Below are 17,056 nucleotides of genomic sequence, written 5' to 3'. Positions count from 1 at the left end.
ATGATCCGCTCATATGGTGAGAAATCGGAAGCTTGATCCACCCGTGACCCACCGGACCGACGAGCGGAGGCCGTGCGATGGCGCAGGCGCACCCGTCGGGCGGGACCGCCCGGCGCCGCCGGGTCCGCGGGCCAGCCCGGGCGCTGCTCGCGATGCTGCTCACGGCACTCGTGGTGGGCGGCGCCGTTCCGTACGTGTCCGGGACCGGGCGGGCCTACCTCAGCTACCTGGTGCTGGCCGAGGGCGAGGACGCCGCCGGCGCGGACCTGGCCGGGGCCGCGAGCCGGGCGGCGGGCGGGCAGGTGGTGCAGGAGTACCCGCAGATCGGGGCCGCCCTGGTGTACGCGGCCGGGGGGTTCGCCGACCGGGTGCGGGCCAGGCCGGGGATCGCCGCCGTCGGGGCGACCAGGACCGCGCCGGTGGTCGCGCCGCCGCGGGCGGTGGCGGGTGCGGGGGACTTCACGGCCGGGGCGGGGCGGGGTGGGGGCGGTGAGGCCGGCGGTGGCGGCGATCGGGCGGACGGGGAGACCACGACGGTGGCCGATCCGGGGGAGAACGGTGCCTGGAACCTGGCCATGGTCGGGGGAGCCGGCGTGCGGGCGGGAGACGGATCCACGGTGTCCGCCGGGGTCGCGCCGAGCGCCGAGGCGCTGCACAGGGTGCTGGTCGCGGTGCTGGACTCGGGCGTCGACGACACCCACCCGGACCTGCGGGCCGCCGTGGACCCGAAGGCCTCCGTCTCCTGCGCCGACGGCCGGCCCGACGCCCGTACCGGTGCCTGGCGGCCGGACCCCGGGGTCGGTGAGAGCGGCCACGGCACCCACGTCGCCGGGATCGTCGGCGCGGCCAGGGACGGCCACGGTGTCGCCGGGGTCGCGCCGGGCGTGCGGATCGCGGCCGTCCGGCTGCTCGGGCCGCTCGGGCAGTACTACGCCGAGAACATCGTCTGCGGCATGCTCTGGGCCGCCGACCACGGGGCCAGGGCGATCAACAACAGCTACTTCGCCGACCCGTGGAAGTACAACTGCCCGGACGACCGGGACCAGGCCGCGCTGATCGCGGCCGTCGGACGGGCCACCGGGTACGCCCAGCGCAAGGGTGCGGTGGTGGTCGCCTCGGCGGGCAACGACGGTCAGGACCTGGGAGCCCCGCGGACCGACGAGCGCAGCCCCAACGACCGGGCCTCGGGGGCGGCGCGGGTCCGGCACCTGGGCACCGAGTGCGTGCGCCTTCCCGGCGAGTTGCCCGGGGTGGTCACCGTGACGGCGGTCAACCGGGACGGGCATCCGGCGGGGTACTCCAACTACGGGCGCGGGCGGGTCTCGCTGGCCGCCCCCGGGGGTGACCCGGACGGTGGGCCGCAGGGGGCGATCGTCTCCGACTGGCCGGGCGGGCAGTACGTGGCGTTGGCGGGGACCTCGATGGCGGCCGCGCACGTGACGGGGGCGGTGGCGGTGGTGGCGGCGTCGCATCCTGAGCTGGGGGCGGGTGGGCTGGCGGGGGTGCTGGCGGGGGCGGCGGTTTCGGGGTGTCCTTCGGGGCCGCGGGTGTGTGGGGAGCGGCAGTACTTCGGGGCGGGGGTTCTGTGGTTGTCGGGGGGCTTTCGGGAGGGTGGGGTGGCGGGGTCGGCTCCGGGGGTGGCCGCTCCGGGGGCTGGGTGATTTTCGGACTGCCCTGCTCGTGGGTGCGACGCTCGACGGCGGTGGCAGTCTGAAAATCACCCGTCACGCCCCTCTCCGGGCCACCCCCTGCGCCGCCCCCGCCCGCGGCGCGTCCCTCTCGCCGGGGAGGGAGGGGGCGGGTGGGCGGGTGGGGAAGGGGGCTGGGGGTGGCGGGCTTGGGGGCTGGGGGCGGGCTGGGGAGGTGGGTGAGGGGCGCTGGGGTGTGGGGGAAAAGTAGGTGACGGGATGGTGGGGTGGGGGTGAGGATCGGGGCATGGGTGATTCGGGTGCGGCCGTGTTCCTGACGACCGGGCGGGTGGTGTTGCGGCGGTTCACGATGGGGGATGTGGACCGTCTTGTGGAGTTGGACGGGGATCCGGAGGTGATGCGGTTCCTGACCGGGGGGAAGCCCAGTTCGCGGGAGTGGGTGGAGGGGGAGCTGGTGCCGCGGTACCTGGAGCACTACCGGCGGTACGGGGATCTCGGGTGGTGGGCGGCCGAGGAGCGGGTGGGTGGGGCGTTCCTGGGGTGGTTCGAGTTCCGGCCGACGCGGGAGGGGGAGCGGGGGGAGGTCGAGCTCGGGTACCGGTTGCGTCGGGGTGCGTGGGGGCGCGGGTACGCGACGGAGGGGGCGCGTGCGCTGGTGCGGGCCGGCTTCACGGAGCTGGGGGTGGAGCGGGTGGTGGCGTACACGATGGCGGTGAACGCGGGATCGCGGCGGGTGATGGAGAAGAGCGGGCTCTCGTACGTCCGGACGTTCCACGAGGACTATCCGGAGGTGATCCCGGGCAGCGAGCACGGCGAGGTCGAGTACGCGCTGACGGCGGGGGACTGGCGGGCCGGGTCCGGGATACTTGTGCCATGAGGCTGACGGAGTTCTGGCGACGGATGTACGCGCACTTCGGGGAGGCGTACGCGGAGTCCTTCGCGAGCGACCACGTGATGAGCGGGCTGGGCGGGCGGACCGTGCGGCAGGCGCTGGAGGCGGGCTGGGAGGCCAAGGACGTCTGGCGCGTGGTCTGTGACACCCAGGGGGTCTCCGGGGTGCTGCGCTGAGTGCCGGCCTCCGGGCGGCATGGGACAGACTGTCCGGGTGACAAGTAGCGCAGAACAGAAGAATCCGGACAGGGTGGAGCGGGAGGCCGACGGCGCTCCGGCGGACGGGGGGCCGTGGGGCGGCGGGATGCCGCGCTGGCTGCCGCGGGCGATGGTGCTGTTCCTGGTGCTGGTGGGGCTGTTCCAGTTCGCCGACTGGGCGTTCCGGCAGTTGATCGACCTGTTCGTGATGCTGCTGGTGTCGTTCTTCCTGTCGCTGGCGCTGGAGCCGGCGGTCGACCGGATGGCGGCGCGGGGGGTGCGCCGGGGGGTCGGGACCTTCGTGGTGTTTGTGGCGGTCGGGGTCTCGGTGGTGGGCTTCCTCGCCGCGCTCGGCACGCTGCTGGTCGACCAGGTGGCGAAGATCGCCGGGGACCTGCCGCACCTGGTCGACAATCTGATCGTCTGGATCAACCAGACCTTCCACCAGGAACTCTCGCTGGGTGAGTTGCAGAATCGGTTGCTCAAGGACTCCGGCGCCATCGAGAGCTACGTCCAGCAGGCGGCCGACAACGTCTGGGGCGTCTCCTCCACCCTGATCGGGGGGCTGTTCCAGGCCTTCACGGTCGGGCTGTTCACGTTCTACTTCACCGCCGAGGGCCCGCGGGTGCGGCGGACGGTCTGCTCGATGCTGCCGCCCGCCAAGCAGGCCGAGGTGCTGCGGGCCTGGGAGATCGCGCTGGCCAAGACCGGCGGCTACCTCTACTCCCGGGCGGTGCTCGCGGTGGTGTCGGCGGCCGGGCACTGGGTGATGTTCGCGCTGCTGGACCTGCCGTACGCGGCGGCGATGGCGGTCTGGGTCGGCGTCATGTCGCAGTTCGTGCCGACCATCGGGACGTATCTGGCCGGGGCGCTGCCGATGCTGGTGGCGCTGACCGTGGAGCCGGTGGACGCGCTCTGGGTGCTGGTCTTCGTGGTGGTCTACCAGCAGGTCGAGAACTACCTGCTGCAGCCGCGGATCACCGCGCGGACGGTGGACGTGCACCCGGCGGTGGCGTTCGGGTCGGTGATCGCCGGGGCGGCGCTGCTCGGCGCGGTGGGCGCGCTGATCGCGATCCCGGCGGCGGCGACGCTCCAGGGTTTCGTGGGGACGTACGTGCGGCGGTACGAGGTGGCCACCGATCCGCGGATCGACCGGGGCGAGCAGCGCCGGGCCCGGCGGGAGCTGCGCCGGGAGGCGGCGCGGCGGCTGCGCCGGATGGTCGGCGGGGACGGGCAGCGGCGCGGGGAGTGACGCGGGGCGCCCCCGGGGGCGCCCCGGGGGCGGCACGGCCCGGACGTGCGAGGCTTGAATCGAACAGATGTTCTTTGTACTCTCCGGCGAGGAGTTTTCCACAGGCGGAGCCCGGTCGGGCCCGTTTGTCAGTGGGACGCGCTAGCGTCGGGGACGATGAAGCGCACAGCACAGAACCCGAGGGAAAAAGCCATGGCAGGTACGGACCGCGAGAAGGCCCTGGAGACCGCTCTCGCCCAGATCGAGCGGCAGTTCGGCAAGGGCTCGGTGATGCGTCTCGGCGAGAAGGCCAACGAGCCGGTCGAGGTGATCTCCACCGGATCCACCGCCCTGGACGTCGCCCTCGGGGTCGGCGGCATCCCGCGTGGCCGGGTGGTCGAGATCTACGGCCCCGAGTCCTCCGGTAAGACCACCCTGACCCTGCACCTGGCCGCCAACGCCCAGAAGGCCGGCGGCACGGTCGCGTTCGTCGACGCGGAGCACGCGCTCGACCCGGAGTACGCCAAGAAGCTCGGCGTGGACACCGACGCCCTGCTGGTCAGCCAGCCGGACACCGGTGAGCAGGCGCTGGAGATCACCGACATGCTGATCCGCTCCGGCGCGATCGACCTGGTGATCATCGACTCGGTCGCGGCGCTCGTCCCGCGCGCCGAGATCGAGGGTGAGATGGGCGACTCGCACGTCGGTCTCCAGGCCCGGCTGATGAGCCAGGCGCTGCGCAAGATCGCCGGTGCGCTGAACCAGTCGAACACCACCGCGATCTTCATCAACCAGCTGCGCGAGAAGATCGGCGTGATGTTCGGCTCGCCGGAGACCACGACCGGTGGCCGGGCGCTGAAGTTCTACGCCTCGGTCCGCCTCGACATCCGCCGGATCGAGACGCTGAAGGACGGCACCGAGGCGGTCGGCAACCGCACCCGCGTCAAGGTGGTCAAGAACAAGGTCGCCGCGCCGTTCAAGCAGGCCGAGTTCGACATCCTCTACGGCGTGGGCATCAGCCGCGAGGGCGGCCTGATCGACATGGGCGTGGAGCACGGCTTCATCCGCAAGTCGGGCGCCTGGTACACCTACGAGGGCGACCAGCTCGGCCAGGGCAAGGAGAACGCCCGCAACTTCCTGCGGGACAACCCGCAGCTCGCCGACGAGATCGAGCGGAAGATCAAGGGCAAGCTCGGCATCGGCCCGAAGACGGAGGAGCCGGCCGAGGAGACGGCGGAGGCCGCCACCGCCGCCACCGCCACCGAGGGCGCCGCCAAGCCGATCACCGCGACCGCCACCAAGACGGCCGCGGCGAAGAAGGCGACGGCGGCGGCTGCCAAGGCCTGAGCCGTTGATGCGGTACGACACGGTGGGCGGCGGCCCGGCGGGCCCGGAGGACGACGACCACGGGCCGCCGGACTGGTTCGCCGCGGTCGCGGAGGAGCCGGAGGCGGAGCTCCCGGCCGTGAGGCCCCGGGCGGGCAGCCGCTCCCGGCGCCGCAGCCCGTCCACCACGCAGTGGGCATCCGGCCCCGAGCCGGAGTTCGACCGGGCTCCGGCCCGGGCGGTGCGCGGCGCGGCGCCCCGGCCGGAGCCGGCGGAGGCCTCGGTCGAGGAACTCGGCCTGGTCTCCGCCTCCGAGCTGCCCACCGGCCGTCGGCGGCGGCGCTCCGCCCTGGTGGCCGAGGAACTCGAAGCGGGCCCGCCCGCTTCGGCACGGACGGCCGTGGAGAGCGGCCGGGACGAGGACGGAGCGGCCGGTCACGGGGGTGCGGCCGCCCCGTCCTCCCGGCGCGGGGCGCGCCGGGGGCGATCGGCCGAGGGGCCGCCCGGGGAGAAGACCACCGGCCGTGCCTCCCGGAAGCAGGCCGAGGAGTCGGTCGATCCGGAGACCCGCGCCCGGGACGTCTGCCTGAGGCTGCTGACCGGTGCCGCCAAGACCCGTAAGCAGCTCGCCGACGCCCTGCGCAAGCGGGAGATTCCGGACGAGATCGCCGACGAGGTGCTCACCAGGCTCGAAGAGGTCGGGCTGATCGACGACGCGGCCTTCGCCGCGGCCTGGGTGGAGTCCCGGCACGCCGTCCGGGGCCTGTCCCGGCGGGCGCTGGCCCAGGAGCTGCGCACCAAGGGCGTCGCCGCCGACCTGGTCGAGCAGGCCGTCGCCCAGCTCGACCACGACGACGAGACGGAAGCGGCCCGGGGGCTGGTCGAGCGGAAGCTGCGGTCCACCCGGGGGCTGGACATACAGGTGCGCACCCGGCGGCTGGTCGGGATGCTGGCGCGGCGCGGCTACTCCGAGGGGCTGGCGTTCCGGGTGGTGCGCGGTGCGCTGGAGGAGGAGTCGAGTGAGCTGTCGGGCCGGGAGTAGCGGCTCCGGCGGCAGCGACGAAGCGGCTCGCGACGGAGCGGATCGGGACGGAGCGGACCGGGCGGGAATCCGGGGGATGGTCCGCCCGGATGCGGTGGCCGGCCTCGGCGCGGACCCGAGCGCCCGTGAGGCCGCCCGGCGGGTCTCCGCCGAGCCGGGCTGACACCGAACCGGGCCGGGCTCCGGGTGACGGTGGTCCGCGAGGCCGTGCCCCGGCGGTGGCCGGTCAGGACACCCCGCTAGGACACACCCCGGCTCGGGGAGTCCACCTGCTCGGGCGCGGGCCGGTCGGCGTGGTCGGGGGCCTGGGGGAGTGTGGCCGGGCCGCCGCGGGCGCGGTCGGCGAGGGCGAGCAGGTCCTCGGCGACGGCGCCCTGGGTGACGCCGACCAGGTGGCCGTCCGGGCGGATCAGCAGGACGGTGTGCGGGCCGGCGCCCGGGTAGTCCTCGGTGACCAGGACCTCGGCGGGGACCGGCAGTGCCGCGGCGACCTCGGCGAGGCGGGGCATCAGACCGGCGCCGAGCCAGTGCTCGGAGGACCAGACGGCGGTGCCGGGGGCGACCAGCAGCAGCAGGAAGGTGGCGCCGAGCCTGGCGTGCAGGTGGTCGGGGGTGCCGTCGTCGGCGAGCACCGGCAGGTCGGGGACGAGCACGCCGGGGGCGGTGGCGGGCAGCAGCTCGCTGAGCGAGGTGGTGCCGCGGGAGCCGCGCTGCACCGGGACCCTGGCGGGGACACCGGAGGGCGCCGCCGGGTAGGCGGGCGCGCCGCCGAACCGGCCGGTGCCGAGCTGGCCGTCGGCGAGCAGCGGGGCGTGCTTGCGGAAGCCGCCGACCAGCAGCGAGCGCCGGGTCTGCTGCCAGCCGCGCAGCGGGCGCAGCAGCGGCATGGACTGGTCGACCGCGCGCAGCCTGGCGCCGACCGCCCCGCGCCGCTCGGCCTCGTAGCCGTCCAGCAGCGAGCCGCCGGGCTGCGGGCCGCCGGAGTGGAGGTGCCAGGCGAGGGCGAGCCGCCAGGCGAGGTTGTCGGCGTCGCGCAGGCCGTCCGGGAGGTTCTGCATGCCGAGGGCGCCGTGCAGGTGGGCGGCGTCGCCGGCCAGGAAGCAGCGGTCGGCCCGGAAGCGGGCGGCGAGCCGCTGCTGGGCGGTGTGGTCGGCGGCGGCCAGCAGTTCGAAGCGGGGCAGTTCGCCGCACCAGCCGGTGAGGGTGGAGGTGACCCGGGTGAGCAGGGTGTCCCCGGTGACGATTCCGGGCCAGGTGGCGTGCGGGTCGACGGTCTCGGCGGGGGCGGGCCGGCCGGGGGGCAGCCGCCAGTCGAGCCGCCAGACGCCGTCCGGCAGCGGACGGGCGGAGGCCTCGCGGTCGCCCCGCCACGGGGGTTCGCGGTGCAGCCGGGCGCCGTCGAAGGGCAGGTCGACCCGGACGGTGGCGATGGCGTTGCGGTCGACCGCGGGGCGGCCGGGGAAACGGATCTTCAGGAGTCTGCGGACGGTGGACCGGGCGCCGTCGCAGCCGACCAGGTGGCTGCCGCGCCACCAGGTGGTGGAGCCGTCCTGGGTGCCCACGGTGCGGACGCTGACGCCGTCCCGGTCCTGTTCGAGCTCGACGACCCGGTTGAGCGGGACCAGCTTGATCAGCGGGGTGCCGGTCAGGGCGTCGCGCAGGCCGCGCTGGAGGCGGTGCTGCGGCAGGTGGTAGGTGGGCGAGTCGGTGAGGTCGATCCGCAGCACCTCCTGGCGGCGCCGCCAGACGGCGAAGAAGTCCCACAGCGCGGAGTCGGAGACGGCCCTCGGGTAGCCGATCCGGGTCAGGAAGGCGGCGGTGTCGGCGCCGAGGACGAGGCTGCGAGGGCCTTCGGGACAGAGCCCGGAGCCCTCGTCGAGGACGACGGTCGGCACCTCGTGCCGGGCCAGGGCGAGGGCCAGGGCCAGACCGACCGGTCCGGCCCCGACCACGATCACCGGGTCCATGAGGGAACCTCCGGGCACGAACCGGCCGATCGGCCGGCGTCAGTTACCGCTGCCGCATATGCCGCGTGGATTCTCCCGGGAGGTGTCACGAAGAGCAATGCAACAGTTCGCCTGCGTGTCCGTCAAGCAGCAGCCGAAGTGCGCCGGTTCGCGCCGCGACGGCCGCGTGCTTCGATCCAGCGTGCGAGCGCGGTCAGCAGCAGGCACATCACGATGTAGATCGGGGCGATCACCAGCACCACGGGGATGTAGGGGAAGCCCGCGGCGTTGATCGGCTGGCTGGCGATCGCCTTACCGACGAACAGCAGCTCGTGGTAGGTGATGATGAAGCCGAGCGAGGTGTCCTTGAGGGTGACGACCAGCTGGCCGATCATCGAGGGCAGCATCGAGCGGACGGCCTGCGGCACCAGGATGGACGTCATCACCTGGGTCTTGCGCATGCCGAGCCCGTACGCCGCCTCGCCCTGGCCGCGCGGGACGGCGTTGACGCCGCTGCGGATGATCTCGGCCTGGACCGCCCCGTTGTAGAGGGTGAGGCCGAGCACCAGCGCCCACATCGGCTGCTGGGCGAAGAAGGCGTAGTAGAGCCCGACGATCAGGATCAGCAGCGGCATCGCCCGGAAGAACTGGGTGAAGGCGGTGCAGGCCCAGCGGACCGGCCGGTGGTCGGAGAGCTGACCGGCCGCCAGCAGGGCGCCCAGGGTGAGTGAGAACAGCGCGGCCAGCCCGAAGGCCTCCAGGGTGGACAGCAGGCCGTCCAGGATCTGCTGCTGGACGTAGGAGTACTGGAAGGCGTCCCAGAGGCCGGGGTCGAACTGCCCGTTGTCGTTCAGCGCGCTGACGGCGTACCAGAGGAGGCCGGCGATGGCGAGCACCGAGAGGACGCCGAACAGGCGGTACCGGGTACGGGCCCGGGGGCCGGGGGCGTCGTAGAGGACGCTCGCCGACGCCTGGCGGTTCAGAAGACTCATCGGGCCACCGCCAGTCGGGTTTCCAGGAAGCGGAAGAACGTGGCGATCGTCGCGCTGATCAGCAGGTAGGCGCAGGCCACCCAGAAGAAGATGGCGAAGATCGAGTAGCCGCGCTCGGAGAAGGTCTGCTGGGCGCTGTACAGCTCGGCGACGCTGAACGCGCCGGCGATCGCGGAGTTCCTGGGCAGGGCGATGAACACGCTGCTCAGCGGGCCGAGGACGGTCCGGCCGGCCTGCGGCAGGACGACCAGCGTCAGGGTCTGGCCGAAGGACATGCCGAGGCTGCGGGCGGCCTCGGCCTGGCCGAGCGGCACGGTGTTGATGCCGGAGCGGATCACCTCGCAGACGAACGAGGCGGTGTACCCGCCGAGCGCCAGCACCGCGAACACCGGGTGGCTGAGGTGCACGCCCAGCGGCGGCAGGCCGAAGGTGACGGCGAAGAACAGCAGGGTCAGCGGGGTGTTGCGGAAGAGCGTCACCCAGGCGGTGCCGAAGGCGCGCAGGGCCGGTACCGGGGAGACCCGGAAGGCCGCCAGCAGGGTGCCCAGCAGCAGGGCGAGCAGCGCGCTGAGCGCGCTCACCTCGATCGTCTGTAGGAAGCCGTCGCGGAACAACGCGAAGTTGTCGTCCTCGAACAGGAACCCCATCCGGCGGCCCTCCTCTCAAGTCATGGCCGGGATCGGCGTACGGCGGCGGATCAGTAGCGGTCGAGGGCCGGGACCTCGGGCGCGGCGGAGCCGGAGGCGCCCAGGGTCGCGTCGTAGGCCTTCTTCCAGTCGCCGTTGTCCTCGTGGGCCTTCAGGGCGTCGCTGATCGCGTCGCGCAGCGCCTTGTCGTCCTTGTTGAGGCCGACGCCGTAGTTCTCCTTGGTGAACGGCTTGCCGACCACCTTGAGCTTGGGGGCGTACTTGGAGGCGTAGCCCTTGAGGATCGCGTCGTCGGTGGTGACCGCGTCGACCTCGCCGGACAGCAGCTTCTCGACGCAGGCCGAGTAGGTGTCGAACTGCGTGATCTTCGGGTTGTACTGCTGGATGTTCTTGATCGAGGTCGAGCCGGTGGCGGTGCAGACGTTCTTGCCGCCGGTGCTCTCCGCGCCGGTGATCGAGGTGTTGTCGGCCTTCACCAGCAGGTCCTGGCCGGCGATGTAGTACGGGCCGGCGAAGGAGACGCTCTTCTTGCGCTCGTCGTTGATGCTGTAGGTGCCGACGTAGAAGTCGATCTGGCCCTTGGCGATGGCCGGCTCGCGCTGCGAGGAGACCAGGGTCTGCCACTTGATCTGCTGCGGGGTGAAGCCGAGGTCGGCGGCGATCATCTTGGCGATCTCGATGTCGAAGCCGCTGCGGTCGCCGCTGGCCACGTCCTCCCAGCCGAGGTTCGGCTGGTCGGCCTTGGCGCCGATGATCAGCTGGCCGCGCTTCCTGGCCTCGGCGAGGATCGTGGACTCGACCTTGACGTCGGTCTTGACCGTGTAGGCCGGCAGGGCCGGGGCGCTGCCGCCGCTGCTCGCGGCGGAGCCGCCGGGGGTGCCGTCCTTGCCGCAGGCGGCGGTGGCGGTGAGCGCGACGGCACAGAGCGCGACGGCGAGGGTGCGGGAAGTCCTCATGGGCTGTTCTCCTGGGGCTGGGCCGCGGCGTCAACCGGGCTCTGGCGTCTGGAAGTCGTGCACGGACAGGGGCCGGCCGGCCTGGCTGCCGGTGGCCGTCCTGCGGCTCTCGAAGCGTCAGTGGTGGAGGATCTTCGAGAGGAAGTCCTTGGCGCGGTCGGAGCGCGGCGCGGTGAAGAAGGCGTCCGGGGTGTTCTGCTCGACGATCTTGCCGTCGGCCATGAACAGCACGCGGTTGGCGGCGGAGCGGGCGAAGCCCATCTCGTGGGTGACCACGACCATCGTCATGCCGTCCGCGGCCAGCTGGCGCATGACCTCCAGCACCTCGTTGACCATCTCCGGGTCCAGCGCCGAGGTGGGCTCGTCGAAGAGCATCACCTTGGGCTTCATCGCCAGCGCCCGGGCGATCGCCACGCGCTGCTGCTGGCCGCCGGAGAGCTGGGCCGGGAACTTGTCCGCCTGCGCGCCGACGCCGACCCGCTCCAGCAGTTCCCTGGCGGTCTTCTCGGCCTGCGGGCGGGGCACCTTGCGCACCTTCACCTGGCCGATGACCACGTTCTCCAGCACGGTCTTGTGCGCGAACAGGTTGAAGCTCTGGAACACCATGCCGACCTCGGCGCGCAGCCTGGCCAGCTCCTTGCCCTCGGCGGGCAGCGGCCGGCCGTCGATGGTGATCGTGCCGGAGTCGATCGTCTCCAGCCGGTTGATCGTCCGGCAGAGCGTGGACTTGCCCGAGCCGGACGGGCCGATCAGCACGACCACCTCGCCCTGGGCGATGCTGAGGTCGATGTCCTGCAGCACGTGCAGCGCGCCGTAGTGCTTGTTGACGTTGCCCAGCACGACCAGCGGGGCGGCTGCGGGGGTGGAGTCCTCGACCGGGCTCTCGGTCATCGCGCCTGCTCCCTCTGTCGTCGAATAGCGCCTGCCCGAGAAGTCTCAACTCCCTTGGGAGGCAGTGGTGGTGCTGATCCGGGAGCCGCGGCCGGCGGAGCCGCAGCCCCCGGTGGGCCGACCTTAGGAGCCGTGACCGTGCGCCGTCAGCCGATCTGAGCGGAACTTGAGCATCACGAAACGGCCACACGGCGCCCGGGGGCTGTTCGCGCGGGCGCCGACGGGGCATGTGACAGCGGGAATCCGCTCCGGTGCTCCCCGCCCCCCACGAGCCCGGTGCGCGGTCGAACCTGGCGCGGGGCCGTTCACTGGCCCATACTGCGCAGGACCGGGACCTGACCGATCGGCCCGGTGATCACCGGTGATCACGTGGGGGAAGGAGGAGAACAGGATGCGACTTCTGCTCGTCGAGGACGACGAACGCGTGGCCGCCGCGCTGGTCGCGGTGCTGGGCCGGCACGGCTTCCAGGTCCGGCACGCCCGCAGTGGGCACGAGGCGCTGGACGCCCTGGTGCCGGACGGCAACGAGCCGTACCGCGTGGTGCTGCTCGACCTCGGGCTGCCCGACCGCGACGGCTTCGAGGTGTGCAGCCGGATCAGGGCCGGCAGCGGCGTGCCGGTGATCATGGTCACGGCCCGCGCCGACATCCGCTCCCGGATCCACGGCCTCAACCTGGGCGCCGACGACTACGTCACCAAGCCGTACGACATGGGCGAGCTGCTCGCCCGCATCCACGCCGTGGCCCGCCGCGGCGCCGCCCCCTCCGCGGCGGCGGTGCCCGCGCCCGACACGGTGCCGCAGCAGCGCGGACCGCTGGAGTCCCGCGGCATCCGGATCGACCGGGAGCGCCGCCGGGTCAGCGTGGACGGCCGCGACGTGCCGCTCACCCGCAAGGAGTTCGACCTGCTGGCGCTGCTCGCCCAGAGCCCGGGCGTGGTCTACCGGCGCGAGCAGATCTTCAGCGAGGTCTGGCGCAGCGGCTGGGAGGGCAACGGGCGCACCCTGGAGGTGCACATCGGCTCGCTGCGCAACAAGCTGGCGCTGCCCGGCCTGGTCGAGGCCGTGCGCGGGGTCGGCTACCGGCTGATCCCCGACCGTCCGGCGACCGCCCCGCCCACCCCCGCGGAGCACTGACCGCACGTGCGCACCCGCCTGCTCGGCATCCTGATCGCCCTCATGCTCTGCGTCCTGGCCGCCCTGGGGCTGCCGCTCGCGGCGGCGGTCGCGGCGGCCGAGCAGACCAAGGTGGTCGTCGACCGGCTCGACGACGCCGCCCGGCTCGCCCAGGACCTGCCCACCTCCGGCGCCGTCGGCTCGGCGCGCAAGGGCGAACCGGAACCCGCCCCGGGCGACCTCAGCCGGCAGCGCGCGATCGACGCCGAGGTCAGCCGCTACCACGACCTGTACGGGGTGCGCCTGGGCATCTTCCAGCGCGACGGCCAGGCGATCGCCGCCGCCCCGGAGAACTGGCGGGTGCCCACCGGCGGCTGGGGCGCCCAGGCCTTCCAGGAGGCGCTGGACGGGCGGCGCAGCCACAACCCGCCGCAGGTCTGGCCGTGGACGCCGGACCGGCCGATCACCGTCGCCGCCCCGGTGGTGCGCGACGGCGACGTGGTCGCGGTGGTGCTGAGCGAGTCCCCGACCGGGGCGCTGCGCACCCGGATGCTGCACAAGTGGCTGGTGATCGGCGCCGGCGAGGCGGCCGCGATGATCGTCGCCGTGCTGCTCGCCGTCCGGCTCACCGAGTGGGTGCTGCGCCCGGTGCGCACCCTGGACCGGGCCACCCACGACATCGCCACCGGCCGGATGGCCGCCCGGGTCGCCCCCGGCGGAGGACCGCCCGAACTCCAGCGGCTGGCACGTTCGTTCAACGAGATGGCGGACCACGTGGTGCTCGCCATGGACCAGCAGAAGGCCTTCGTCGCGGACGCCTCGCACCAGCTGCGCAACCCGCTGTCGGCCCTGCTGCTGCGGGTCGAGCTGCTCGGCCTGGAACTGCCGGAGGGTCACGAGGAGGAGCTCAGCGGCGTACGGGAGGAGGGCACCCGGCTGGCCCGGGTGCTGGACGACCTGCTCGGGCTGGCCACCGCCGAGCACGCCCGCCCCGAACCGGAGCGCACCGACCTGGCGGAACTCACCCTGGCCAGGGTGGACGCCTGGCGGCCGGTGGCCGAGCAGCGCGGCATCGGGCTGCGCTGGGACGGCCCGGCCCTGGCGATCGGCATGGCCGACCCGATCGGCTTCGGCTCGGCCCTGGACGCGGTACTGGACAACGCGCTCAAGTTCGGCCCGGCCGGCAGCGAGGTGCGGCTGCGGGTCGCGGTGCGCCGGGACGAGGTCGCGGTGACCGTCACCGACGCGGGGCCCGGGCTCACCGAGGACGAGCTGTCCAGGGCCGGGGACCGGTTCTGGCGCAGCCCGCGGCACCAGAACGTGGACGGTTCGGGGCTCGGGCTGTCCATCGCCCGCACCCTGCTGGCGGCCGGCGGCGGTTCGCTCGGCTTCGCGCCGGTCAGGCCGACCGGGCTCGCGGTGACGCTGGCGGTGCCGCGGCCGGAGAAGTAGCCGGGGCCCCGGCGGCCATCGGGGGAGTCGCGACGGCGCGGGCTCTACGGCGCGAGCCTTACGGCTTCACCGAGCGGTAGTAGCGCGCCGCGCCGGTGTGCAGCGGGAGCGGGTCGGTGTACACGGCGGTGCGCAGGTCGACCAATTGGGCGGCGTGCACCTGGGCGCCGATCTGGTCGCGGCTGTCGATCACCGCCCTGGTCACGCCCTCGACCAGCCCCGGGTCGGCGTCGTCCCTGGTGATCAGCAGGTTGGGCACGGCCACCGTGGCGACGGCCTCCCTGGGTTCGGCGCTCGGGTAGGTGCCCTTGGGCATGGTGGCCGCCCGGTAGGCGTCGGTGCCGCCGCCCTCGGCCTTGTGCAGGGCCTCGGAGAGGTCGCCCAGCGGCACGATCCTGATCCTGACGTGCTCCGAGAGGTCGGTGAGCGCGCTGGTGGGCAGGCCGCCGGACCAGAAGAAGGCGTCCACCCTGCCCTCGCGCAGGTCGTCGGCGGCCTCGCCGATCCCCTTGGACACCGGGACGATGTCGTGGTCCGGGTCCAGCCCGGCCGTGGCCAGCAGCCGCCTGGTCACCAGGTTCACCCCGGACTGCGGCAGGCCGACGCCGACCCGCAGGCCCTTGAGGTCGGCGGTGCGGCGCACCGGCGAGGAGGCCGGGACGACGAGCTGGAGGTAGTCGTCGTACAGCCGGGCGATCGCCCGCAGCTTCTCCTTGTCGGGGCCCTGGTAGTCGGCGACCGCGTCGGCGGTGGCTATCGCGAAGGAGTCCCGGCCGTTGAGCACCCGGGTGATGTTGTCGACCGAACCCTCGGAGTTGTCCAGGGCCAGCCGCACCCCCGGCATCGCCCGGGAGACGTGGCCCTGGAGCAGCTGCCCGTACCGGTCGTACACGCCGTGCTGCACGCCGGTGGCGAACCGGACCTCGCCGCGCGGGTACCCGGGCGAGCGGCCCGCCGACAGCCACCAGCCGCCGAACCCGGCGACCAGCAGGACCAGCACCAGCACCGCCCGCCACAGCGGGCTGCGGGCCGCGGTGCGGACGGCGGCGCCGGGACGGGACGGGGAGGTGGGGGTCATGCAGGGATACTGCCAGGCGCTCCGGCCGAACGGGAGTCGAACGGGTGGTGGAAGCTCATGGAAAAGCGCTTCGCCGCTGCCCGTACCCTGGTCTGGTGAGCGGTGAGAGCGGATTGAAGAGCTACAAGGTCGTCACGTACGGCTGTCAGATGAACGTCCACGACTCCGAGCGGCTGTCCGGGCTGCTGGAGGACGCGGGCTACGTCAAGGCCGGGTCGGAGGGCGATCCGGACCTCGTGGTGTTCAACACCTGCGCGGTGCGCGAGAACGCCGACAACAAGCTGTACGGCAACCTCGGCCAGCTCGCGCCGGTCAAGACCCGCCACAAGGGCATGCAGATCGCCGTCGGCGGCTGCCTGGCCCAGAAGGACCGCGAGACCATCGTCAAGCGCGCCCCCTGGGTCGACGTGGTCTTCGGCACCCACAACATCGGCCACCTGCCGGCGCTGCTGGAGCGGGCCGCCGTCGAGCGCAGGGCCCAGGTCGAGATCCTGGAGTCGCTGGAGACCTTCCCCTCCACCCTGCCGACCCGCCGCGAGTCGGCGTACGCCGCGTGGGTCGCCATCTCGGTCGGCTGCAACAACACCTGCACCTTCTGCATCGTCCCCGCGCTGCGCGGGAAGGAGGAGGACCGCCGCCCCGGCGACGTCCTCGCCGAGATCGAGGCGCTGGTGGACGAGGGCGTCATCGAGGTGACCCTGCTCGGCCAGAACGTCAACGCCTACGGCTCCGACCTGGGCGACCGCGAGGCCTTCTCCAAGCTGCTGCGCGCCGCCGGGCAGATCGAGGGCCTGGAGCGGATCCGCTTCACCTCGCCGCACCCGCGCGACTTCACCGACGACGTGATCGCCGCGATGGCCGAGACCCCGAACGTGATGCACCAGCTGCACATGCCGCTGCAGTCCGGCTCGGACCGGGTGCTCAAGGCGATGCGCCGCTCCTACCGGCAGGAGCGTTTCCTCGGGATCATCCGCAAGGTCCGCGAGGCGATGCCGGACGCGGCCATCTCCACCGACATCATCGTGGGCTTCCCCGGCGAGACCGAGGAGGACTTCGAGGAGACGATGCACACCGTCCGCGAGGCCCGCTTCACCAACGCCTTCACCTTCCAGTACTCCAAGCGCCCCGGCACCCCCGCCGCGGAGATGGCGGACCAGGTGCCGAAGGAGGTCGTGCAGGCCCGCTACGACCGGCTGATCGCGCTCCAGGAGGAGATCTCCTGGGACGAGAACAAGAAGCAGGTCGGCCGCGTCCTGGAGGTCCTGGTCGCCGAGGGCGAGGGCAAGAAGGACGACCGGACGCAGCGGCTCTCCGGGCGCGCGCCCGACAACCGGCTGGTGCATTTCGACCCGAAGCTCCGAGGGGCGGACGACGAGCACGGCGCGAAGCCGGAGGAGCCGGTGCGCCCCGGCGACCTGGTGACCGTCGAGATCACCTACGCCGCCCCGCACCACCTGCTCGCCGAGGGCCCGGCGCTCTCGGCGCGCCGCACCCGGGCCGGCGACGCCTGGGAGAAGCGCCGGGCCGCGGCCGCCGCCAAGCCGGCCGGTGTGATGCTCGGTCTGCCGAAGATCGGCGCCCCCGCCGAGCTGCCGCTCGCCGCGCCGGCGGGCGGGGCCTGCTGCGGCGACTGACCCGCGCGT

15 protein-coding genes are annotated in these 17,056 nt (G+C 73.2%); 9 read left to right on the top strand and 6 right to left on the bottom strand.

The window, feature by feature from the left end; all coding sequences use genetic code 11:
* Positions 1–77: 77 nt before the first annotated feature.
* The 6 genes from ACZ7C5_RS32620 to ACZ7C5_RS32595 all read left to right on the top strand — a co-directional run bounded on the left by ACZ7C5_RS32620 (position 78) and on the right by ACZ7C5_RS32595 (position 6,337).
* A complete protein-coding gene (locus ACZ7C5_RS32620; protein WP_470324060.1) occupies positions 78–1,661 on the top strand; it encodes a S8 family serine peptidase in 1,584 nt (527 codons plus the stop codon).
* Between the two features lie 274 nt (positions 1,662–1,935).
* Positions 1,936–2,526 (top strand): GNAT family N-acetyltransferase, encoded by a 591-nt coding sequence (locus tag ACZ7C5_RS32615; protein WP_401091884.1) that lies wholly within the window; start codon positions 1,936–1,938, stop codon positions 2,524–2,526.
* Positions 2,523–2,717 (top strand): DUF3046 domain-containing protein, encoded by a 195-nt coding sequence (locus ACZ7C5_RS32610; RefSeq protein ID WP_188299793.1) that lies wholly within the window; start codon positions 2,523–2,525, stop codon positions 2,715–2,717. The genes ACZ7C5_RS32615 and ACZ7C5_RS32610 overlap by 4 nt, the downstream gene beginning before the upstream one ends.
* A 37-nt stretch (positions 2,718–2,754) precedes the next feature.
* Complete coding sequence (locus ACZ7C5_RS32605) at positions 2,755–3,990, top strand: AI-2E family transporter (protein ID WP_401091886.1); 1,236 nt, start codon at positions 2,755–2,757, stop codon at positions 3,988–3,990.
* A 192-nt stretch (positions 3,991–4,182) separates the two neighbouring features.
* On the top strand, positions 4,183–5,316 hold the full coding sequence (gene recA, locus ACZ7C5_RS32600; protein WP_401091888.1) for a recombinase RecA: 1,134 nt from the start codon (positions 4,183–4,185) through the stop codon (positions 5,314–5,316).
* A gap of 7 nt (positions 5,317–5,323) precedes the next feature.
* Positions 5,324–6,337 carry a regulatory protein RecX gene (locus tag ACZ7C5_RS32595; RefSeq protein WP_401091890.1) on the top strand — a complete coding sequence of 338 codons (1,014 nt, stop codon included), beginning with the start codon at positions 5,324–5,326 and terminating at the stop codon, positions 6,335–6,337.
* 239 nt (positions 6,338–6,576) lie between these two features.
* On the opposite strand, the gene ACZ7C5_RS32590 is transcribed toward ACZ7C5_RS32595, so the two are convergent.
* The 5 genes from ACZ7C5_RS32590 to ACZ7C5_RS32570 form a co-directional block, all read right to left on the bottom strand.
* Positions 6,577–8,304, bottom strand: a complete 1,728-nt coding sequence (locus ACZ7C5_RS32590) for an FAD-dependent monooxygenase (protein ID WP_401091892.1) — start codon at positions 8,302–8,304, stop codon at positions 6,577–6,579.
* 122 nt (positions 8,305–8,426) lie between these two features.
* A complete protein-coding gene (locus tag ACZ7C5_RS32585; protein WP_401091894.1) occupies positions 8,427–9,275 on the bottom strand; it encodes an amino acid ABC transporter permease in 849 nt (282 codons plus the stop codon).
* Positions 9,272–9,922, bottom strand: coding sequence for an amino acid ABC transporter permease (locus ACZ7C5_RS32580; protein WP_188299788.1), 651 nt, complete (start codon positions 9,920–9,922; stop codon positions 9,272–9,274). Before ACZ7C5_RS32580 ends, ACZ7C5_RS32585 begins: the two co-directional genes overlap by 4 nt.
* 50 nt (positions 9,923–9,972) lie before the next feature.
* Positions 9,973–10,878 (bottom strand): glutamate ABC transporter substrate-binding protein, encoded by a 906-nt coding sequence (locus ACZ7C5_RS32575; protein WP_401091896.1) that lies wholly within the window; start codon positions 10,876–10,878, stop codon positions 9,973–9,975.
* A gap of 117 nt (positions 10,879–10,995) precedes the next feature.
* The gene (locus ACZ7C5_RS32570) at positions 10,996–11,769 is read right to left on the bottom strand and encodes an amino acid ABC transporter ATP-binding protein (RefSeq protein WP_188299786.1); all 774 of its coding nucleotides are present in this window, start codon (positions 11,767–11,769) and stop codon (positions 10,996–10,998) included.
* 391 nt (positions 11,770–12,160) lie between these two features.
* Between ACZ7C5_RS32570 and ACZ7C5_RS32565 the strand changes: the two genes are divergently transcribed.
* Both ACZ7C5_RS32565 and ACZ7C5_RS32560 read left to right on the top strand, forming a co-directional pair.
* Positions 12,161–12,904, top strand: coding sequence for a response regulator transcription factor (locus tag ACZ7C5_RS32565; RefSeq protein WP_188299785.1), 744 nt, complete (start codon positions 12,161–12,163; stop codon positions 12,902–12,904).
* A 6-nt stretch (positions 12,905–12,910) separates the two neighbouring features.
* Positions 12,911–14,335: a sensor histidine kinase gene (locus tag ACZ7C5_RS32560; protein WP_401091899.1), complete on the top strand. Its 1,425-nt coding sequence runs from the start codon at positions 12,911–12,913 to the stop codon at positions 14,333–14,335.
* A 58-nt stretch (positions 14,336–14,393) separates the two neighbouring features.
* Here ACZ7C5_RS32560 and ACZ7C5_RS32555 read toward each other — a convergent pair whose 3' ends face one another.
* The gene (locus ACZ7C5_RS32555) at positions 14,394–15,413 is read right to left on the bottom strand and encodes a TAXI family TRAP transporter solute-binding subunit (RefSeq protein ID WP_401091901.1); all 1,020 of its coding nucleotides are present in this window, start codon (positions 15,411–15,413) and stop codon (positions 14,394–14,396) included.
* Positions 15,414–15,508: 95 nt separating this feature from the next.
* Here ACZ7C5_RS32555 and miaB point away from each other — a divergent pair, with 95 nt between their 5' ends.
* On the top strand, positions 15,509–17,047 hold the full coding sequence (miaB, locus tag ACZ7C5_RS32550; RefSeq protein ID WP_401091903.1) for a tRNA (N6-isopentenyl adenosine(37)-C2)-methylthiotransferase MiaB: 1,539 nt from the start codon (positions 15,509–15,511) through the stop codon (positions 17,045–17,047).
* The last annotated feature ends 9 nt before the right edge of the window (positions 17,048–17,056 follow it).

The organism is Kitasatospora sp. NPDC036993 (genome assembly GCF_055607525.1).
Note: the sequence above shows the minus strand (reverse complement) of the source record. Positions and strands in the feature narration are given on the sequence as shown.

Bases quoted from the DNA above. Each gene is read 5' to 3' on its own strand.
- ACZ7C5_RS32565 (WP_188299785.1), top strand. From the start codon at position 12,161: ATGCGACTTCTGCTCGTCGAGGACGACGAACGCGTGGCCGCCGCGCTG.
- ACZ7C5_RS32570 (WP_188299786.1), bottom strand. From the start codon at position 11,769: ATGACCGAGAGCCCGGTCGAGGACTCCACCCCCGCAGCCGCCCCGCTG.
- ACZ7C5_RS32595 (WP_401091890.1), top strand. From the start codon at position 5,324: ATGCGGTACGACACGGTGGGCGGCGGCCCGGCGGGCCCGGAGGACGAC.
- ACZ7C5_RS32575 (WP_401091896.1), bottom strand. From the start codon at position 10,878: ATGAGGACTTCCCGCACCCTCGCCGTCGCGCTCTGTGCCGTCGCGCTC.
- ACZ7C5_RS32585 (WP_401091894.1), bottom strand. From the start codon at position 9,275: ATGAGTCTTCTGAACCGCCAGGCGTCGGCGAGCGTCCTCTACGACGCC.
- ACZ7C5_RS32590 (WP_401091892.1), bottom strand. From the start codon at position 8,304: ATGGACCCGGTGATCGTGGTCGGGGCCGGACCGGTCGGTCTGGCCCTG.
- ACZ7C5_RS32610 (WP_188299793.1), top strand. From the start codon at position 2,523: ATGAGGCTGACGGAGTTCTGGCGACGGATGTACGCGCACTTCGGGGAG.
- recA (WP_401091888.1), top strand. From the start codon at position 4,183: ATGGCAGGTACGGACCGCGAGAAGGCCCTGGAGACCGCTCTCGCCCAG.
- ACZ7C5_RS32620 (WP_470324060.1), top strand. From the start codon at position 78: ATGGCGCAGGCGCACCCGTCGGGCGGGACCGCCCGGCGCCGCCGGGTC.
- ACZ7C5_RS32555 (WP_401091901.1), bottom strand. From the start codon at position 15,413: ATGACCCCCACCTCCCCGTCCCGTCCCGGCGCCGCCGTCCGCACCGCG.
- ACZ7C5_RS32615 (WP_401091884.1), top strand. From the start codon at position 1,936: ATGGGTGATTCGGGTGCGGCCGTGTTCCTGACGACCGGGCGGGTGGTG.
- ACZ7C5_RS32580 (WP_188299788.1), bottom strand. From the start codon at position 9,922: ATGGGGTTCCTGTTCGAGGACGACAACTTCGCGTTGTTCCGCGACGGC.